Source organism: Streptosporangium sp. NPDC001559, from assembly GCF_042893955.1.
In the GTDB taxonomy this organism is placed as follows: Bacteria; Actinomycetota; Actinomycetes; order Streptosporangiales; family Streptosporangiaceae; genus Streptosporangium.
This window is the reverse complement of record NZ_JBIAVG010000008.1, coordinates 274,498-291,196: the sequence shown is the minus strand read 5'-3', so window position 1 is coordinate 291,196 and position 16,699 is coordinate 274,498. Positions and strand designations below refer to the sequence as shown.

14 protein-coding genes are annotated in these 16,699 nt (G+C 72.8%); 7 read left to right on the top strand and 7 right to left on the bottom strand.

Annotated elements, in window-relative coordinates; translation table 11 throughout:
* Positions 1-2: 2 nt before the first annotated feature.
* On the bottom strand, positions 3-734 hold the full coding sequence (locus tag ACFYY8_RS20220) for a hypothetical protein (RefSeq protein ID WP_390042946.1): 732 nt from the start codon (positions 732-734) through the stop codon (positions 3-5).
* 273 nt (positions 735-1,007) lie between these two features.
* Between ACFYY8_RS20220 and ACFYY8_RS20215 the strand changes: the two genes are divergently transcribed.
* Together ACFYY8_RS20215 and bla are read left to right on the top strand one after the other, a co-directional pair.
* On the top strand, positions 1,008-2,816 hold the full coding sequence (locus ACFYY8_RS20215) for a glycoside hydrolase family 15 protein (protein WP_390042944.1): 1,809 nt from the start codon (positions 1,008-1,010) through the stop codon (positions 2,814-2,816).
* Positions 2,817-2,930: 114 nt separating this feature from the next.
* Positions 2,931-3,947, top strand: coding sequence for a class A beta-lactamase (gene bla, locus ACFYY8_RS20210; protein WP_390042942.1), 1,017 nt, complete (start codon positions 2,931-2,933; stop codon positions 3,945-3,947).
* Positions 3,948-4,179: 232 nt separating this feature from the next.
* Here bla and ACFYY8_RS20205 read toward each other — a convergent pair whose 3' ends face one another.
* From ACFYY8_RS20205 to ACFYY8_RS20195, 3 genes are all read right to left on the bottom strand, one after another.
* Positions 4,180-4,818 (bottom strand): maleylpyruvate isomerase N-terminal domain-containing protein, encoded by a 639-nt coding sequence (locus ACFYY8_RS20205; RefSeq protein ID WP_390042939.1) that lies wholly within the window; start codon positions 4,816-4,818, stop codon positions 4,180-4,182.
* 84 nt (positions 4,819-4,902) lie between these two features.
* The gene (locus ACFYY8_RS20200; RefSeq protein WP_390042937.1) at positions 4,903-5,847 is read right to left on the bottom strand and encodes a sugar kinase; all 945 of its coding nucleotides are present in this window, start codon (positions 5,845-5,847) and stop codon (positions 4,903-4,905) included.
* 103 nt (positions 5,848-5,950) lie between these two features.
* The gene (locus ACFYY8_RS20195) at positions 5,951-6,757 is read right to left on the bottom strand and encodes an IclR family transcriptional regulator (protein ID WP_352010476.1); all 807 of its coding nucleotides are present in this window, start codon (positions 6,755-6,757) and stop codon (positions 5,951-5,953) included.
* 156 nt (positions 6,758-6,913) lie between these two features.
* On the opposite strand from ACFYY8_RS20195, the gene ACFYY8_RS20190 reads away from it, so the two are divergent.
* The 5 genes from ACFYY8_RS20190 to ACFYY8_RS20170 all read left to right on the top strand — a co-directional run bounded on the left by ACFYY8_RS20190 (position 6,914) and on the right by ACFYY8_RS20170 (position 12,551).
* Complete coding sequence (locus ACFYY8_RS20190) at positions 6,914-8,176, top strand: extracellular solute-binding protein (protein ID WP_390042934.1); 1,263 nt, start codon at positions 6,914-6,916, stop codon at positions 8,174-8,176.
* The gene (locus ACFYY8_RS20185) at positions 8,173-9,132 is read left to right on the top strand and encodes a carbohydrate ABC transporter permease (RefSeq protein ID WP_390042932.1); all 960 of its coding nucleotides are present in this window, start codon (positions 8,173-8,175) and stop codon (positions 9,130-9,132) included. Before ACFYY8_RS20190 ends, ACFYY8_RS20185 begins: the two co-directional genes overlap by 4 nt.
* Positions 9,129-9,968 (top strand): carbohydrate ABC transporter permease, encoded by an 840-nt coding sequence (locus ACFYY8_RS20180; RefSeq protein ID WP_352010479.1) that lies wholly within the window; start codon positions 9,129-9,131, stop codon positions 9,966-9,968. The genes ACFYY8_RS20185 and ACFYY8_RS20180 overlap by 4 nt, the downstream gene beginning before the upstream one ends.
* Complete coding sequence (locus tag ACFYY8_RS20175) at positions 9,965-11,542, top strand: beta-N-acetylhexosaminidase (protein WP_390042929.1); 1,578 nt, start codon at positions 9,965-9,967, stop codon at positions 11,540-11,542. The genes ACFYY8_RS20180 and ACFYY8_RS20175 overlap by 4 nt, the downstream gene beginning before the upstream one ends.
* Positions 11,543-11,723: 181 nt before the next feature.
* Positions 11,724-12,551 (top strand): DUF4253 domain-containing protein, encoded by an 828-nt coding sequence (locus ACFYY8_RS20170; RefSeq protein WP_390043098.1) that lies wholly within the window; start codon positions 11,724-11,726, stop codon positions 12,549-12,551.
* An 18-nt stretch (positions 12,552-12,569) separates the two neighbouring features.
* On the opposite strand, the gene ACFYY8_RS20165 is transcribed toward ACFYY8_RS20170, so the two are convergent.
* The 3 genes from ACFYY8_RS20165 to ACFYY8_RS20155 form a co-directional block, all read right to left on the bottom strand.
* Positions 12,570-13,877 carry an alpha/beta fold hydrolase gene (locus ACFYY8_RS20165; protein ID WP_390042927.1) on the bottom strand — a complete coding sequence of 436 codons (1,308 nt, stop codon included), beginning with the start codon at positions 13,875-13,877 and terminating at the stop codon, positions 12,570-12,572.
* A 78-nt stretch (positions 13,878-13,955) separates the two neighbouring features.
* Positions 13,956-14,609, bottom strand: coding sequence for a response regulator transcription factor (locus tag ACFYY8_RS20160; RefSeq protein WP_352010482.1), 654 nt, complete (start codon positions 14,607-14,609; stop codon positions 13,956-13,958).
* Complete coding sequence (locus ACFYY8_RS20155; RefSeq protein WP_390042924.1) at positions 14,606-16,630, bottom strand: ATP-binding protein; 2,025 nt, start codon at positions 16,628-16,630, stop codon at positions 14,606-14,608. The genes ACFYY8_RS20160 and ACFYY8_RS20155 overlap by 4 nt, the downstream gene beginning before the upstream one ends.
* Positions 16,631-16,699 lie beyond the last annotated feature (69 nt).

Below are 16,699 nucleotides of genomic sequence, written 5' to 3'. Positions count from 1 at the left end.
GTTCAGCCCATCCTGAAGTCGCCGTTCACCGTGTTGCCGAAGGCGTTTCTTGATCCCCGCCCGTTGATCGTCACCCCGTTGACCGAGATTCCGTCGCTCCGGGCGGGAGCACCGGTCTCGGGGAGCGGTGTGGCGACGGCGGACGGTACGGGAACGCGCAGATAGGCGGTCTCGGAGAACTGCTTGTCGTCCATCCGGACCCGGACCTCCGTGAACTGGCTCTCTCGCAACGCCGTACGGCCTCCGGCGACGTAGTCGCGGAAGACCCGGTCCGACAGCAGGAACGCGGCGAAGGTGACGTCGGGGTCGCTCCCCTTGATGGCGTCCCGGAGGGGTTCGCTGTCGCAGAGGCGGCAGACGGTGACGGTGGCGGCCGCGACGCCGGGGGCCTCCTCCCGTTCGTCGTCCACGAGGCCCGCGTGCAGGGCGGCGCGCAGCCGTAACCTCAGCCCTCTGGCCCGCAGCTCCGGCGCGGCGGCGGCCAGGGCCTCCTGAAGCCGGGCGGGGAAGGGATCGACGAGCGCGGGAAGGGCCTCACCGGGCAGGACGGCGAGGATTCCGTCCCCGGTGCTCTCCTTGAACCGGGCGGACCCCCAGATCTCGGCCAGACCGCAGGCCGTACAGGCGGAGGCGAGGGCGCGGCGGATCTCCATGTGGAGGTGGGGAAGGTCGACGTCCCGGTTCCTGCTGAACTTCTCGGCGTCGACGGTGAGCAGCGCGCCGTACTTCTCCATGGCGAACCTCCTGTGGAGCCTCCTGCGGGGCCTCGGCTCTGCCAACGATGCAGGGGAACCGCCAGGTGTGTTGTCGTAAATCAGACATCCTCCTGTCCTGAAGCGGACAGGGCACCCGGCTCGGTTCGTACGGGGCCTGCCGGCCGCCGGTACGGCTTGACCTCTCCACCTGGGGGTATATCCAGAAAAAGGGGAGCTTGCGGCAAATGGGGTGTGCCGGGCCCGGGATGCGTGACCCATGATCCTCACCGGCGGTTGGCGAGGTGCACGTCCTTGAGCACACGACCGATCAGCGATCACGCCATGCTGTCCGACTGCCGTTCGGCGGCCCTCGTCACCTCGGACGGCTCGATCGACTGGCTGTGCCTGCCCCGTTTCGACAGCCCGGCCCTCTTCGCCAGGCTCCTCGACGAGGACGCGGGACACTGGTCCGTACGGCCCGCCTGCCCCGTCGGGGTCGAGCGCGGATACCTGGACCACAGCCTGGTGCTTGAGACCACCTTCCGCGGCCGGGACGGGACCGTGGTCCTGCGCGACGCGCTCGCCCTCGGCCAGGGGGAGCGCGGGCACGCGCTGGGCACCGGGTCGCCGGGCCTGCTGCTGCGCGAGGCGACGTGCGTCGAGGGACGGATGACGCTTGAGGTGGAGTACGCGCCCCGCCCCGAGTTCGGGCTCGTCCAGCCGTTGATGGAGTCCGTGCCCGGCGGCCTGGTCGCGCGGGGCGGCGCCAACGTCCTGACGCTGTCGCTCCCGGTGCCGTTGCGGGTGAGCGGCTCGACCGCGCACGGCACCGTGACGCTTGAGGCGGGTGAGCGCCTGGGCATGGCGTTGCAGGCCAGTTCGGGCTGGGCGCCGGACCCGCCGCGCAGGAGCCAGGAGCGGATCCACCGCCGTATCGCGGACACCGTCGCCGGATGGCGCTCCTGGTCGGACACGCACCTGGGCTACCGGGGGCCGTGGGAGCGGGAGGTCGACCGGAGCGGGCGGGTGCTGCGCGCCCTGACCTTCGCCCCGACCGGCGCCATCGTCGCCGCGGCGACCACCTCCCTGCCGGAGAGCATCGGTGGGGAGCGCAACTGGGACTACCGCTACACCTGGGTCCGTGACACCAGCTTCACCCTTCAGGCGCTCGCGACCGCGACGTGCGACGTCGAGGAGGCGGAGTTCTTCACCTTCCTCGCCCGCGCCTCGGCCACCCAGCTGGACCAGGGCGCCGATCTGCAGATCATGTACGGCGTCGGCGGCGAACGCGACCTGAGCGAACGGTCGTTGCCCCACCTGACCGGCTGGCGCGGCAGCGCCCCGGTGCGGGTCGGCAACGACGCCTGGCGGCAGCGCCAGATCGACGTCTACGGCGAACTGCTCGACGCGGCCGGTCTGCTCCACCGGAACGCGCGCCGGCCCGACCCGCTGACCCGCGCCTTCCTCGTCGGCGTCGCGGAGACGGCGGCCCGCCGCTGGCAGGAACCCGACCAGGGGCTGTGGGAGGTGCGCGGCCCCGAGCGGCACTACCTGCACTCCAAGCTGATGTGCTGGGTCGCCATGGACAGGGCCGTGTCCCTGGCCCCGCTCCTGGGGGCGGACGAACGCGTCGCCGCCTGGAAGGAGACCGGGGAGCGCATCCGCGAGGAGATCCTGACGCACGGCTGGAACCCGGAGGTGGGGGCCTTCACCCAGGCCTTCGGCTCACGGGACCTGGACGCCGCCGCGCTCATGCTGCCCATGGTCGGCTTCCTGCCCGGCGACGACCCCAGGGTGTGCGCGACCGTCGACGCCGTCGCCACCCGGCTGACCGACGGGCACGGTCTGGTGCGCCGCTACCAGGCGGCCGACGGACTGCCCGGGGACGAGGGGACGTTCCTGCTGTGCACGTTCTGGCTGGCCCACGCCCAGGCCATGGCGGGCCGGAGCGGCCCGGCCAGGCGGACGTTCGAGACCGCGGCGTCGTACGCCAACGACGTCGGCCTGCTCGCCGAGGAGGTCGACTCGGTGACCGGGGAGCCCATCGGCAACTTCCCCCAGGCCTTCAGCCACATCGGTCTGATCAACGCCGCGGAGGCCGTGCGGCGCGCGGAGGGGTGACCCGGAACGGCATGTCCTTCGCCCGGGAGCGACGCAGGGGGCGACACGCCGTCGTCACCTGGGGGGCTCCGCCCCGTGCCGGGCCCCGGCGCCGGGCGGGGGTGAGAATGAGGAATGCGCAACCGCTCCAGCCGCCTCACCGCGGCCCTGAGGACGACCGCCCCCGTGCTCGCGTTCCTGGCCGGCACCCTCCCGTACGGCCTGAGCACCGCGCAGGCCCAGGTCACCGGGTACGGCCTCGGCACCGCGTACGGCCAGGGCACCGCCGCCGGCGGGCACGTGGCGCGCGTCTCGGTGGCACGCCCGCCCGCCGAGGCCGACGCCCATCGGAGACTGCGCGCGCTGGAGAGGTCCTTCGGAGGCCGTATCGGCGCCTACGCCCTCGACACGGGCACCGGAAGGACGATCGCCTACCGGGCCGGCGAACGTTTCCCGTTGCTGTCCACCTTCAAGGCGCTGGCGGCGGCGGCCGTACTGCACAAGGCCCGCACCACGAGTCCCGGGCTGATGGAGCGCGTCGTTCACTGGCGGCGCGGTGACCTGAAGCCGAACTCCCCGGTCACCGAGAAGCACGTGAAGGACGGGCTGACCGTCGCCGGGCTGTGCGAGGCGGCCGTCACCCGCAGCGACAACACGGCGGGCAACCTGCTGCTGAGGCAGATCGGCGGCCCCGCCGGGCTGACGGGATATCTCCGCGCGCTGGGAGACCCGGTCTCCCGCCTGGACCGCTGGGAGAGCGAGCTCAACGACTGGAGTCCCGGCGAGAGAAGGGACACCACCACTCCGGCGGCCGTGGCGGGTGACCTGCGGGCGGTCGTCCTCGGGGACGCGCTCGTCGCCGAGGACAGGGCGAGGCTGGAGGGCTGGCTGCGGGCGAACAGGACCGGCGGGGCGCGCATCCGCGCCGGGCTGCCCAAGGGCTGGGTCGTCGGGGACAAGACCGGCTCCGGCTCCGCCTACGGCGCCGCTGACGACATCGCCGTCGTCCGGCCCTCCGGGTCGGCCGCGCCCCTGGTCATGGCCGTCTACACCACCCGGCGTGCCTCCGGGGCGCCGTACGAGGAGAAGGTCGTCGCCGAGACCGCCACCGTCCTCGCCCGTGCCCTCGGCAGGCTCCCCGCGTCCCGGTGACCGGCGCCGTCCCGGGCACCGGTGAGGGCACCCGGGACGGCGCCCGGACAGGGCACCTGGGAGGCTCCCGGACAGGCGTCCGGGAAGAGCCAGGAAGGCATCCGGGGAGACGTCGGCGGTCACCTGGACGACGCGCCAGGAAGGCGCCAGGAGACGCCCGGGAAGGCGGCCTGAGAAGGCACCGGGAAGAGCCTGGAAAGCCCCTCCTGGACAGGACGGCCCGGGAGGCGGGTCAGAAGGCGGTGATGTTCGACGGGGCGCGTTCGGCGCGGCTGAGGGCGCGCAGGACGGCGGTCGGGCCGTGCCGTCGCGCGGCCACCGTGGACAGCAGGACGATCACCCTGTCCACGACGCTCTCCGGCAGCGACGGCGTCGGGACGCCCACGCTGACCGCCAGGTCGTCGGAGTGGACGACCAGTTCGACCGTCCTGGTGACCAGCGCGTCGTCGAACGTCAGCGACCACGGCCCCCACCACGGGAAGCGCACCGGTCGCTCCGGGGCGGAGGGCAGTCGTACGGCCAGCTCCTCGACGACCGAGTCGACGTGCTCCGCCAGCGCCCGCGGGCCCTCGGCCGCGATCTGCTCACCGCCCAGGCGGATGGTGACGTTGACCTCGTCGTCGAGGCCCGCGTCCACCCACAGGGAGCGGCCGTAGTGATCGACGAGGGAGACGACCGGCTCCTCGGGCACGGGGTCCTCAAGGAGCCGGGGGACGAGCAGGATCTGGTTGACCATGTGCCCGGCCAGGGCGCCGACGCCGAACTCCGGCAGCGCGCTCGGCTCGTCCCACGCCGCGGTGACCGCGGGGTCACGCAGCAGGGCGGCGGCGGAACGCGCCGCGGACAGGAAGTCGTCTCTGATGCCGCTCATTCACGTCCTCCAGATCGGATCTTGTTCGCGTGCCAAGCGTCCCACGGAACCGTCGGCGGGTCAGGGGGCGGGCGCCTCGGACGGTCAGCGGCTGACGGCGTCAGAGGGAGAGAGCAGGGCGAGGTCGCGGCGGCGGGGGAGACTCTCCCAGTCGCCCTCCGAGGTGACCGCGAACGCCCCGGCCGCGCAGGCGGTGGCCAGGCGCCGCTCCGGGTCGGCCTCCTCCATGGTCTCGGCGAGCCAGGCCGCGGCGAAGGCGTCGCCCGCCCCGACCGGGTCGAGCTCGGTCACCCGGTACGGCTCGGCGTGCCGCAGCACCCCGTCGGACAGTTCGACGGCGCCGAGCGGGCCGCGTTTGACGAGCACGTGGCGGGGGCCGAGGGCGGACAGGGACTTGGCGAGGCGGACCGGGTCGTCACCCTCGGCGAGGAGGCCGCCCTCGGCCTCGGTGGCGAACAGGACGTCGGTGGAGGCCACGACGTCCCGCAGGGCGGCCGAGGCCTCGGTGGGGCTCCACAGGGCGCGGCGGTAGTTGACGTCGAGCGAGACCGTCACCCCGGCGGCGCGGGCCTCGGAGACCGCGGCGCGCACGGTCTCGGCGGCGGAGGCGGAGATCGCGAGGGTGATGCCGGTGACGTGCAGCACCCGGGCGGAGCGCAACGTCGGCAGGTCGAGGTCGTCCGGGCGGAGCCGGGAGCCGGCGCTGCCCGAGCGGTAGTAGCGCACGTCGACCAGCTCGGCGGTCCGCTTGCTCTTGACCATCAGACCCGTCGGCGCCTCGGGGTCGACGGTCATCCCCCGGACGTCCACTCCCTCGCCGGCCAGTGTCGAGCGCAGCAGCTCCCCGAACTCGTCGGCTCCCACCCGGCCGAACCAGGCCGCGCGGCGGCCCATGCGGCTGACGCCGATCGCCAGGTTCGACTCGGCGCCACCCACACCGAGGCCGAAGTCGCGGGCGTGCCGGAGCAGCCCGGTACGGCGTGCGGTGAACAGCGCCATGCTCTCCCCGAGCGTCACCAGGTCGATCATCAAAGGTTGGTCCTTTTGGTCTCGTCGGACATGCGGGTGGAGGCGGTCCCCTGCCTCCACGGGCCCGGCGTCCCCCCCGACGCCGGGCCCGGTCTGTGAACGGTCAGCGGGTGGATCCCAGCTTCCTGGAGATGCGCAGCGCCGTCTCCGCGACCAACGGTCCCAGATCGCGGACCCGGACGGCGGTGATCCGTGAGGTGAGCCCGGAGATGGAGATGGCCGAGGTCACGCTGTCGGCGTGGTTGAAGATCGGCGCCGCGACGCAGCGCACCTCGGGCTCGTTCTCGCGGTCGTCGACGGCGTAGCCCCGCTGCCGGATGCGGCCGAGTTCGGTGCGCAGGCGGTCGGCGTCCACGATGGTGTGGCGGGTCATCCGCGGCATCCCGGCGGCCACGACCCGTTCGACGTCCTCGTCCTGCTGCCAGGCGAGGATGGCCTTGCCGACGGCGGTGCGGTAGACGGGCGCCCTGCTGCCGATCCGTGAGGCCATCCGCACGGTGGCCTCGTTCTCGACCTTGTCGATGTAGACCACCTCGGGAGGGTCGTAGACCACGAGGTGGACGGTCTCCTTGACCTCGGTCATCAGCCGGTGCGACTCCTCGGCGGCGACGGTCCGCAGGTCGAGCGTGGACAGGTAGGCCTGCCCCAGGTGGAGCGAGCCGTGCCCGAGCCGGTAGGCGCCGGTCTTGCGGTCCCGGTCGAGCAGCCTGGTCTCGATGAGCGGGAGGGTCAGCCGGAGCACCGTGCTCTTGGACAGGCCGGTGGCCTCGGCGAGCCGGGTGAGTGAGAGTCCCTGGCCCGCCCCCGCGTGGTCACGGACGTGTTCCAGCACCGCCAGGGCTCGCCGCAGCGAGGCTGACTGGTTGCGTTCCGGCGCAGGTTCGTTCATCACGCCCTCACGTGTGGTCATCAGGCTGAGTCGGGCACGAACCACAAACTATGGGAATTGGAAGTCTTCTTTCCAGTTTGCGACACAAGGTTCTGCAATGCAGAACAAAGGACATTCCCCTCTTCCGATGACAGGCGCCCCCTTCTTAGGGTCTGCCGCCAACGGGAGGAGAGACCTGTGAAGATCCTGAACTGGGCCGCCGCGGGTGTGGCCCTGCTGGCCCTGGCCGCGTGCGCGCCGTCGACCGCCCCGGCCGCGAGCGGGGGTGACGAGAAGTCCGGGACCCTGCGGGTGTGGCTGTTCGACGAGCCCAACCGCGCCCCCAAGGAGAAGGTCGTCGGTGAGGCGATCAAGGAGTTCACCGCCGCCAACGCGGGTGTGAAGGTCGAGGTCGCCTACATCCCGACGACCCCCGCCAGACACGAGAAGTTCAAGGGCGCCTTCAACGACCCGGCGAGCGCGCCCGACGTCGCCGAGTACGGCAACACCGACCTGGCCGAGTACGCCGCCGCCGGCGGCTTCTCCGACCTGGGCCCCGACCTGTCCGCCTGGTCCGAGGGCAAGGACGTCGGCGCGGACCTGCTGAAGTCCGCGACCGTGGACGGCAAGGTCTACGGGCTGCCGTGGTACATCGGCATCCGCGCCCTCTACTACCGCACCGACGTCTTCGAGGAGCTCGGCCTCAAGCCCCCGGCGACCCTGGGCGAGCTGACCGAGACCGCCCGGGAGATCCGCAAGAAGAAGCCGGACCTGTACGGCATCGCCGTCGGCGGCGAGTACACCTTCGGCGCCATGCCGTTCGTCTGGGACGCCGGCGGCGACATCGAGAACCTCGCCGGCCCCGAGTCCCGCGCGGGCGTCAAGGCCTACACCGACCTGCTCAGCGACGACGTCTGCCCGCCGCAGGCCTGTGCGAGCCTGACCGGCGGCAAGACCGTCGAGCTGTTCGCCAGCGGCAAGGCGGCCATGGGCATCCTCGGCAACTTCAACCGCGCGGCGGTCGACGCGGGCGCCGCGGCGGGCAAGTATGCCGTGATCCCGCTGCCCGGTTCGAAGGCGGGCACCCTCGCCCCGGCCTTCTCCGGCGGCAACAACCTCGGCGTCATGAAGAACAGTCAGCACCGCACGCTGGCGGTGAAGTTCCTGCAGTTGCTCGGCGGCAAGGCCTACCAGACCAAGATGTACGAGGCCATGGGCAACCTGCCGACCCTGACCTCGGCGCGTGACGAGCTGGCGGCCAAGGACTCCTTCCTCAAGCCGTTCCTCGACACCGTCGCCGCGGGCACCCGCTTCGTGCCGATCGACCCGGCCTGGGTGAAGATCGACAACCAGAAGGTCATCCCGACCATGCTCCAGAAGATCGCCACCAAGCAGGCCACCGTCGAGCAGGCGACCGACGAGGCCGCCGCGGCGGTGAAGACCGCCTTCGGCCGGTCATGACCTCGGCGACCACCGCGACCGTGGCACCGGGGGCGTCCAAGACGCCGAAGGCACCCGCGGGCCCGGGACTCCGGGCCCGCGGGGGTGGCCGCCTGCGGCCTTGGCTCTACCTGCTGCCGTCCGCCGCGGTGCTGGTGCCGCTGTTCGGCTACCCGCTCTACATGCTCGGCCTGCTGTCGGTCTTCGACTACCGGCAGGCCCAGGTCAGCGGTGGGCAGCCGACCCGGTTCGTGGGGCTGGGCAACTACGCCCTCCTCGCCGCGGACGGCCGTTTCTGGTCGGTGCTCGGGCAGACGCTGGTGTTCGCCGCGGCGCTGGTGGTCTCGACGCTCGCGGTCGGCGCGGCGCTGGCCGTGGTGCTCACCAGGGCGGGCAGGGTGCCCCGCCTGCTGCTCTCGCTGGCCGCGATGGCCGCGTGGGCGGCGCCCGCGATGACCGGCTCGACCGTCTGGATGTTCCTGTTCGACGCCGACCTGGGGCTGGTCAACCAGGTCCTCGGCATCGAGGGCTTCAACTGGTTCTACGACCGGTGGGTCACCTTCGGCGTCGTCGGCGTCACCGTGGTCTGGCACTCCTTCCCCTTCGTCATGGTGACCCTCTACGCGGGCATCCAGGCCATCCCCGGCTCGGTGCTCGAAGCGGCCTCGCTCGACGGAGCCTCGGTCTGGCAGTCCTTCTGGCGGATCATCGTGCCGATGCTGCGGCCGCTGATCACGATCGTCGTCATCCAGTCGATCATCTGGGACTTCAAGATCTTCACGCAGATCTACGTGATGACCAACGGGGGCGGCATCGCGGGCCAGAACTCGGTGCTCAACGTCTACGCCTACCAGACGGCCTTCGGCTCCTCCGAGTACGGCCTCGGCTCGGCGATCGGCGTGGTCATGACGCTGATCCTGCTGGTGGTCACCCTGTTCTACATCCGCGCCATCCACCGCAACGGGGAGAAGCTGTGAGCAGATCCCGCCTGGTCGCCAACGTCGTGGCGGTGGTCGCGGCGTTCGTCACCTTCTTCCCGATCTACTGGATGGTCCTGTCGGCGGTGAAGCCGGCGGGGGAGATCCAGTCGCTCCAGGTGCGTCCGTGGACCCTGGCACCGACCCTGGAGAACTTCCAGCGGGTGCTCGGCGGGGAGAACTTCGGCCGCTACTTCCTCAACAGTCTCGTCGTCGCCATGTCCGTCGTCGTGCTCTCCGGCGTGGTGGCCTTCCTGGCCGCCGTCGCGGTGACCCGGTTCCGCTTCAGGTTCCGCACCACGGTGCTGATCATGTTCCTGATCGCGCAGATGGTGCCCGTCGAGGCGCTGACCATCCCGCTGTTCTTCCTGATCCGCGACCTGGGTACGGCGGTGCCCGGTGTCGGCCTCAACACGCTGGGCTCGCTCGTCCTGGTACACCTGGCCTTCAGCCTGCCGTTCGCGGTCTGGATGATGCGGGGCTTCGTCGCCGCGGTCCCCGAGTCCCTTGAGGAGGCCGCGATGATCGACGGGGCGAGCAGGCCCGTCGTGCTGTGGCGCATCCTGTTCCCGCTGGTCGCGCCGGGTCTGGTGGCGACCAGCGTGTTCTCCTTCATCGCGGCCTGGAACGACTTCGTCTTCGCCAGGACCTTCATCATCTCGGCCACGGGCAACCAGACCCTGCCCGCGGCCCTGCTGGTCTTCTTCAAACCCGACGAGAACGACTGGGGGGGAATCATGGCGGCCTCGACGCTGATGACAATTCCCGTGCTGATCTTCTTCGTGGCCGTCCAGCGCAGGCTGGTGGCCGGGCTCGGCGGGGCGGTGAAGGATTGAACGCCCACGGCCTCCTTCCGCGACCGTCCACGGTCAGACCGAGCTCGGGCGCCTTCACCCTGGTCCCGGCGACGGCGCTCGACGCCCCTCGGGAGCTGGCGTCGGTCGCCGCCTGGCTGCGCGCCACGCTCGGCCCGCCGACCGGCTGCGCGCTGTTGCCGCCGGAGGGGCCGGAGCAGGGGCGCCTCACCCTGGCCCTCGACCCGGACCTGGGGGCCGAGGCGTACCGTCTGCGGGTCACCTCCTCCGGCGTGTGGATCACCGGCGGAGACGCGGCCGGGGTCTTCAACGGCGCCCAGGTGTTCCGGCAGCTGCTGCCGCCCGCCGCGCTGCGCCGCGCCCCCGTCGCGGGCGCGCCGATGACCGCCCCCGCCGTCGAGATCGAGGACCGTCCGGCGTACGGCTGGCGCGGCTGCATGCTGGACGTCGCCAGGCACTTCATGCCCAAGGCCGACCTGCTGCGCTTCGTCGACCTGCTGGCCCTGCACCGGCTGAACGTGCTCCACCTGCACCTGACCGACGACCAGGGATGGCGTCTTGAGATCGCCAAGTATCCCCGCCTGACCTCGGTCGGCGGCTGGCGCCCGGCGAGCATGCTCGGTTCCCGCCAGCACGAGACCGTCGTCGGACGCCCGCACGGCGGCTTCTACACCGCCGACGACGTGCGGGAGATCGTCGCCTACGCGGCCGAGAGGTTCGTCACCGTGGTCCCCGAGATCGACCTGCCCGGCCACACCCAGGCCGTCGTCGCGGCCTATCCGGAGCTGGGGCTGCGGCCCACGGAGGTCCGTACCGGATGGGGGGTCTCCGAGGACATCCTCGACGTGACCTCGCCGGCGGCCCTGGAGTTCTGCCGTGACGTCCTGGACGAGGTCATGGAGCTCTTCCCCTCCTCCCACATCGGCATCGGCGGGGACGAGTGCCCGGGGGACCCGGCCGCGCGCGCCGCCTTCATCGGGGCCGTCGCGGAGCACGTCGCCGCCGCAGGGCGCACGCCGTACGCGTGGGACGAGATCCTGGAGGGCGGTGCGACGCCGGGGACGACGGTGGCGGCCTGGCGCGGGCCCAAGGCGACGACGGTGGCGGCCCGGGCCGGTCACCGGGTGGTCGCCTGTCCTGACATGTCGGTCTATCTGGATTATCGGCAGTCGGAGTCGCCCGACGAGCCCATCCCGGTCGGGCCGCCGCTCACCCTGCGGGACGTCCACGCCTTCGACCCCGTCCCCGCCGACATGGACGAGCGGGACCGTCCCCTGGTGATCGGCGCCCAGTGCAACGTCTGGACCGAGCACATGGAGGACACCAGGGCCGTCGACTACATGGTCTTCCCCAGGCTGTGCGCGTTCGCCGAGGTCGTGTGGGCGGCGGAGCGCACGCCGTACGAGGAGTTCGCCGGGCGGCTGGAGGTCCACACGGCCAGGCTCGACGCGCTGGGGGTCGAGTACCGGCCGCAGGAGGGGCCGAAACCGTGGCAGAGCCGTCCCGACGCGCCCGGCTGGCCGATGAGCAGGGCCGATCGTGAGGCGGTGATCGCCGGGTTCGGCGTCGGTGAGGGGCCCGCCGTCCACCCGTAACGCTTTCCTGTCCGTCACGCGCCCCGTCCCCTTTCGTCACGCGCAGGCGCCTGCGCGAGGGGGCGGGGCGCCCGTCCAATGAGCCCTGTACTGGGCGTTTACCGTCGGTGAGGGGGATAACTGTCGCTCGGCACGCCTGACGCGCCAAAATTGGTCCGTGGTCAGGATCGGATCGGTGGGGATGAGCGATTGCGAGCGTGGGCAACTTCCGCCGCTGCTGGGCCAACTGTTCGCCGACGGCGGGCAGGGACGCAGCATCGCGGCCGAGTTGCCCCCGGGAGACTTGGTGTGGCCCGACCCCGACTACTCGCAGTTCTCGCTGGACCATCTCCCGGCCTTCTGGCTCAGTGACGAGGCGGTCTCCGCCGACCTGTGGATCAGGCTGCGGGCCGAACACGAGCACTCGGGACTGTGGCCGGTGCTGCTTGAGGACTCCGTACAGCCGTGGTCGGCCGGGCAGATCGCCCCCGACGCCGCGGCCGAGATCGACAACTACCGCGCGGACGCGTTCATGGCCGAGGTGTGGTCGGACTGGGTGGAACGGGCCCGCGCCGACCAGCTTGACCTGCTGGCCCCCTACGGCCCGCAGTGTCCGGGACCCGCCCCCGCGGGCAGCCTCATCGCCGATCCCGACGTGGTCGCCGACTGGTACGCCGGGCTGGTCGCCGAGCGCAGGGCCCCGCTCGGCCTGGTGGCCGCGGAGCGGGGCGCGGACGTGCTGGCCGTCATGGGCTGGCAGGGCGCGCTCAACCACAACGAGTGGATGGTCCCGCTGGCCGCCGTCCTGCGCAGCTGGGAGGACAGGTTCGGGGCCAGGGTCGTCGGCCTGGGGTTCAACACCCTGGACCTCAGCGTCGCCGCGCCCCCCGTCACCCCCGAGCACGCCCTGCACGTCGCCGCGGAGCACTGGACGTTCTGCCCGGACAGCGTCACCTACAGCTCGGGCACGCTGATCGACTACGCCGAGCGGATCACGGGGAGGAACGCCTGGTCGTTCTGGTGGGACTGACCGTCCGGGGCGCCCGGGTCACTTCGGCGGCTGCGCCGAGGAATGGTCGGGCAGCGCGAGCGGCCGGTCGAGCAGGAAGTCCAGCAGCAGCGAGCGGTACACCTTCGGCTGCCCCCGCTCGACGGCGTGACCCGCGCCCCGTACGTAGACCAGCCTCGACTCAGGCAGCGTGCGCCGGTAGTCGCGGGTCACCGGCCAGATGACGTAGTCGCACTCGCCCCGCATGATGAGCGAGGGCACCCGTACCTGACGCAGCGCGGGCCTGGGGTCGGCGATCCCGGCGAAGTCGGCGTTGGTGACCTGGTTGACGTAGAAACCCTGTGGGTTGTCGTGCGGCTTGGCGGGCGGGCCCGCCGTGCACCCGGTCCCGTCCTTGCCGGCGAGCGCGAGCCGGTGCAGGTGGGAGTCGGCCTCGGCGTCGGGAACCAGCGCGTGCGCCGCCTGAGGGTTGATCCCCATCAGCGTGAACAGGGCCAGCACCCTCGGCTCCTCGTTCAGCGCGTCGAAACGCGCACGGTCCTGCGGGGCGACCCGGTCCCAGGGGCTGCCGTAGTTCCCGTCGGGGAAGGCGCCCTCCCAGATCGGTCCCGGCGAGACGAAGACCGCCTTGGCCACGTTGTCCGGGTGGGCGGCCATGTACTGGGCGGTGAGCGAGCCGCCCCACGACTCCCCGACCAGGATCACCCGTTCCGCGCCGATGGTCTTCCTGATCGCGTCGAGGTCGGCGACGTGCCGGGCGACGGTGTAGCCGGAGACGTCGGCGAGCCGGGTCGACCTGCCCGCCCCGAGCTGGTCGTAGGAGTAGACGTCGAAGCCCAGCGCGGCCAGCTCCGCGCCGCTGTCGGGAAGCCCCTCGTCCGGGGTGCCGGGACCGCCGTGCAGGAAGATCACCGGGGTGGGGCGGGGCTTGGCGGCCTTGAGGGAGACGTAGGCGATCCTGGAGCCGGTCGGCAGGTCCCAGAACCCGATGCCGGCGGGGGCGGGGCCGTGGGCGATCACGGGCAGCGGCCGGAACGCCGTGACGGCGGCGGTCCCCGCGACCACGACGGCGACCACGGCCGCGAACACGGCGGAGGCGACCGTACGGCGGCGCGCGCCGTACAGGGCGAGGCAGGGCAGGCCGAGCAGGAACGCGACGATCACGAGCGTGACCAGGCCCGCCGCGCACAGCGCCGGGACCGACGCGGTGGCGGCGGCCGTGCCGAGGAAGGCGGCCACGCCGGCGGCGGAGGCGGCCAGGGCGGTGACCACGAGCAGCAGGCCTCCGGCCAGGCGCCGCAGGAGCCGCCTCCGGGAGGCGGGAAGGGAAGGGGATGGGTCTGTCATGGATCTCACGCTAGGAACGTCACTCCCGGTGATCGTCCTGCCGGAGAACCGTTTCCCACCCCGCCGCGCGGCGGGGGGTCACCGCGCCCCGGGACGGACCAGCCCGGCCTCGTAGGCCGCGATGGTGGCCTGCACCCGGTCGCGGACCCCGAGTTCGGCGAGGATCCGCGCGACGTGGTCCTTGACGGTCGCCGGGCTGATGCCCAGCGCCGCCGCGATCTCGGCGTTCGACAGGCCGCGGGCCACGTGGAGGAGGACCTCCGTCTCGCGGGGGGTCAGGCCGGAGAGCCTGGCGGCCTCCTCGGGGCCGGGCCGGCCGGTGAAACGGTCGATCAGCCTGCGGGTCACCCCGGGGTCGAGCAGCGCGTCGCCCCCGGCGACCACCCGGACCGCGTCGATGATCCGCCCGGGGTCGGCGTCCTTCAGCATGAATCCCGCGGCCCCCGCGCGCAGCGCCGCGAACACGTACTCGTCCAGGCCGAAGGTGGTCAGGACCACCACCCGCGTCGCCGGGACCTCGGCGGTGATCCTGGCCGTCGCGGCCAGCCCGTCGAGCCCGGGCATCCGGATGTCCAGCACCGCCACGTCCGGGCGCAGGGCCGTGGCCTGCGCGACCGCGGTCTCGCCGTCGGCGGCCTGGCCGACGACCGTCATGTCCGGCTCGGCGTCGAGCACCGCGGTGATGCCGATCCTGACCACCGCCTGGTCGTCGGCGACCGTCACCCGGATCACGCTGGGAACACCTCCGGCAGCCATACCCGAATCCCGTCCTTCGTCTCGGTGACCGTACCGCCCGCCGCGTCCACCATGGCACGCACCTTCCTGGCCTCTCCTGGACCGGAAAGCACCAGGCCGTCGTCGCGGTAGGTCACCGTCACCGTCACGCCGTCGGCCAGCAGCGCCTCGGCCAGGCGGTAGGCGGCCACCTCGACCGTCGCGGGCAGCGGACGGCGCCGTCCCTCGTGTTCGACGAAGGCCCCGCGCCTGACGGCCAGCGCCGCGATCCCGGCGACGACCGGGGGAGGCGTGTCGTCCGCCGGGTCGGAGCCGCCGCGAAGCTCGTCGAGGAGCTCCCTGAGCGCGGTGAGCCCGGCCCTGGACTCGGTGAGGACCAGGTCGAGCCGTCCCTGTTCCGAGGCCTCGACCACGGCCCGCGCCCGTGCCCCCGCCGTACGGCGCAGCCCTGCGGCGATCCGGTTCCGCTCGGCGCCCGCGGCCTCGGCCGTCCTGCGGTCGAGACGCTCCCGGTCGAGGGCCTCGGCCCGCCACCGCCTGCGCCTGCGCCCGCCGACCAGCAGCCCCGACCCCCACGCCAGCCCCGTCGGCACGGCCATCCCCACGCTCAGCGTGGCCCAGACGGCCAGGGGAGGGCCCGTCATGCCCGGGACGAGGGGAAAGGCGGCGAGCCCGGCGACCACGAGCGGGGCGGGCCAGCCGCGGGAGCCGTACGCGCCGACGGTGTACAGCAGCGTCAGCTCGACCCACCAGCACACGAGGACCAGCTGGGCGGAGTGCGGCACGGTCAGCCCCGCCGCGTCGCACGCCAGCCAGGCCAGTAACGTCCCCTGCGCCACGGCCAGGCTCAGCTTCGGCGCCAGCCTGCGCCCGCGCAGCGTCAGGGCGTGCAGGACGAGCAGGACCAGCAGCAGCGTGCCCGAGGCGGGGGAGACGAACGGCCGCGGCGCCTCAGTGGCCAGCAGCCCGAACCCCGCGGGCAGCGCGACCGCCAGCACCACGAGGGCCCAGTCGAGCGCGGCGGCGCCCCGCCAGCCCGCCGTACGGCGTGGCCACTGGGGCCACTGGGGCCACAGGGTCCACGGGGCCTCAGGGGACGTGGAAGGCGCGGCGAGGGCAGCGGGCCCGGTGGGCCCAGCGGCCGGGGAGGGCAGCGGGAGCGCCGCCCTGACGGCCCATCCGGCCCCCTCGGGGCCCGCGCTCAGCGTCCCTCCCACGGCGCGTACGGCCCTGCCGAGGGAGGCCAGGCCGGTCCCGGTACCGAGCCCTCCGGCGGCGGGGCCGCCCTCGTCGGTGACCGTGACCACCAGGTGTCCCGCGTTCTCCTCGACGTTCTCCTCGACCCGGACGTGCACGGCGGCGCCGGTGGCGTAACGCATCGCGTTTGTCAGGCTCTCCCTGACGATGCGGACGGCGAGCGCCGCGGTCCCGGGCGGTGCGAAGACGGCCGTGCGCCGGTAGTCGGCCCCGGGGTGATCGCCCGCCAGGGTGTCGACGTCGGCCAGCGTCGTCTCGCCGCCGCGCCGGTCGATGCGGGCCAGGCGGTCGAGTTCGGTGACGGCCAGACGACCCGCCTCGGCGGCGTGGGCGGTCGCCTCCGCGGTCATGACGGGATCGGCGAGCCGCAGGGCCGCGGCCGAGGCGACCGCGATGCCGGTGAGCCGGTGCGCGGCCACGTCGTGGAGCTCGGCGGCCAGCCGGTCGCGCTCGGCGGTCGCGGCCAGCCTGGGGATGGCGGCCGAGGCGGCGCGGTAGGCGGCGAGCGAGGCCCGGCCCGTCCTGCGCCGCCGGTGGGAGCGGCCGAGGGACCACACGACGGCGGCGGCGCCCGCGGTGAGCGTGCCGAAGCCGGCGGCGTCCCTGAGGCTTCCGTTCACGACGCCGATCGTGATCGCCACCGCGAGGGTGACGGCGACGGCCCCGGCCGCCGCGGTTCCCGCCGTGCCGTACAGGGCCAGCGCGTAGAGCGCCGCGACGGTCACCAGCGCGGCCAGGCAACAGCCGAGGGTCAGTGACACGCGCTCACGCTACCGGGTTCGGCCGTGACGCCCGGGAGAACGAGCCTCCCACCGGCCCCGCGCCCGGGA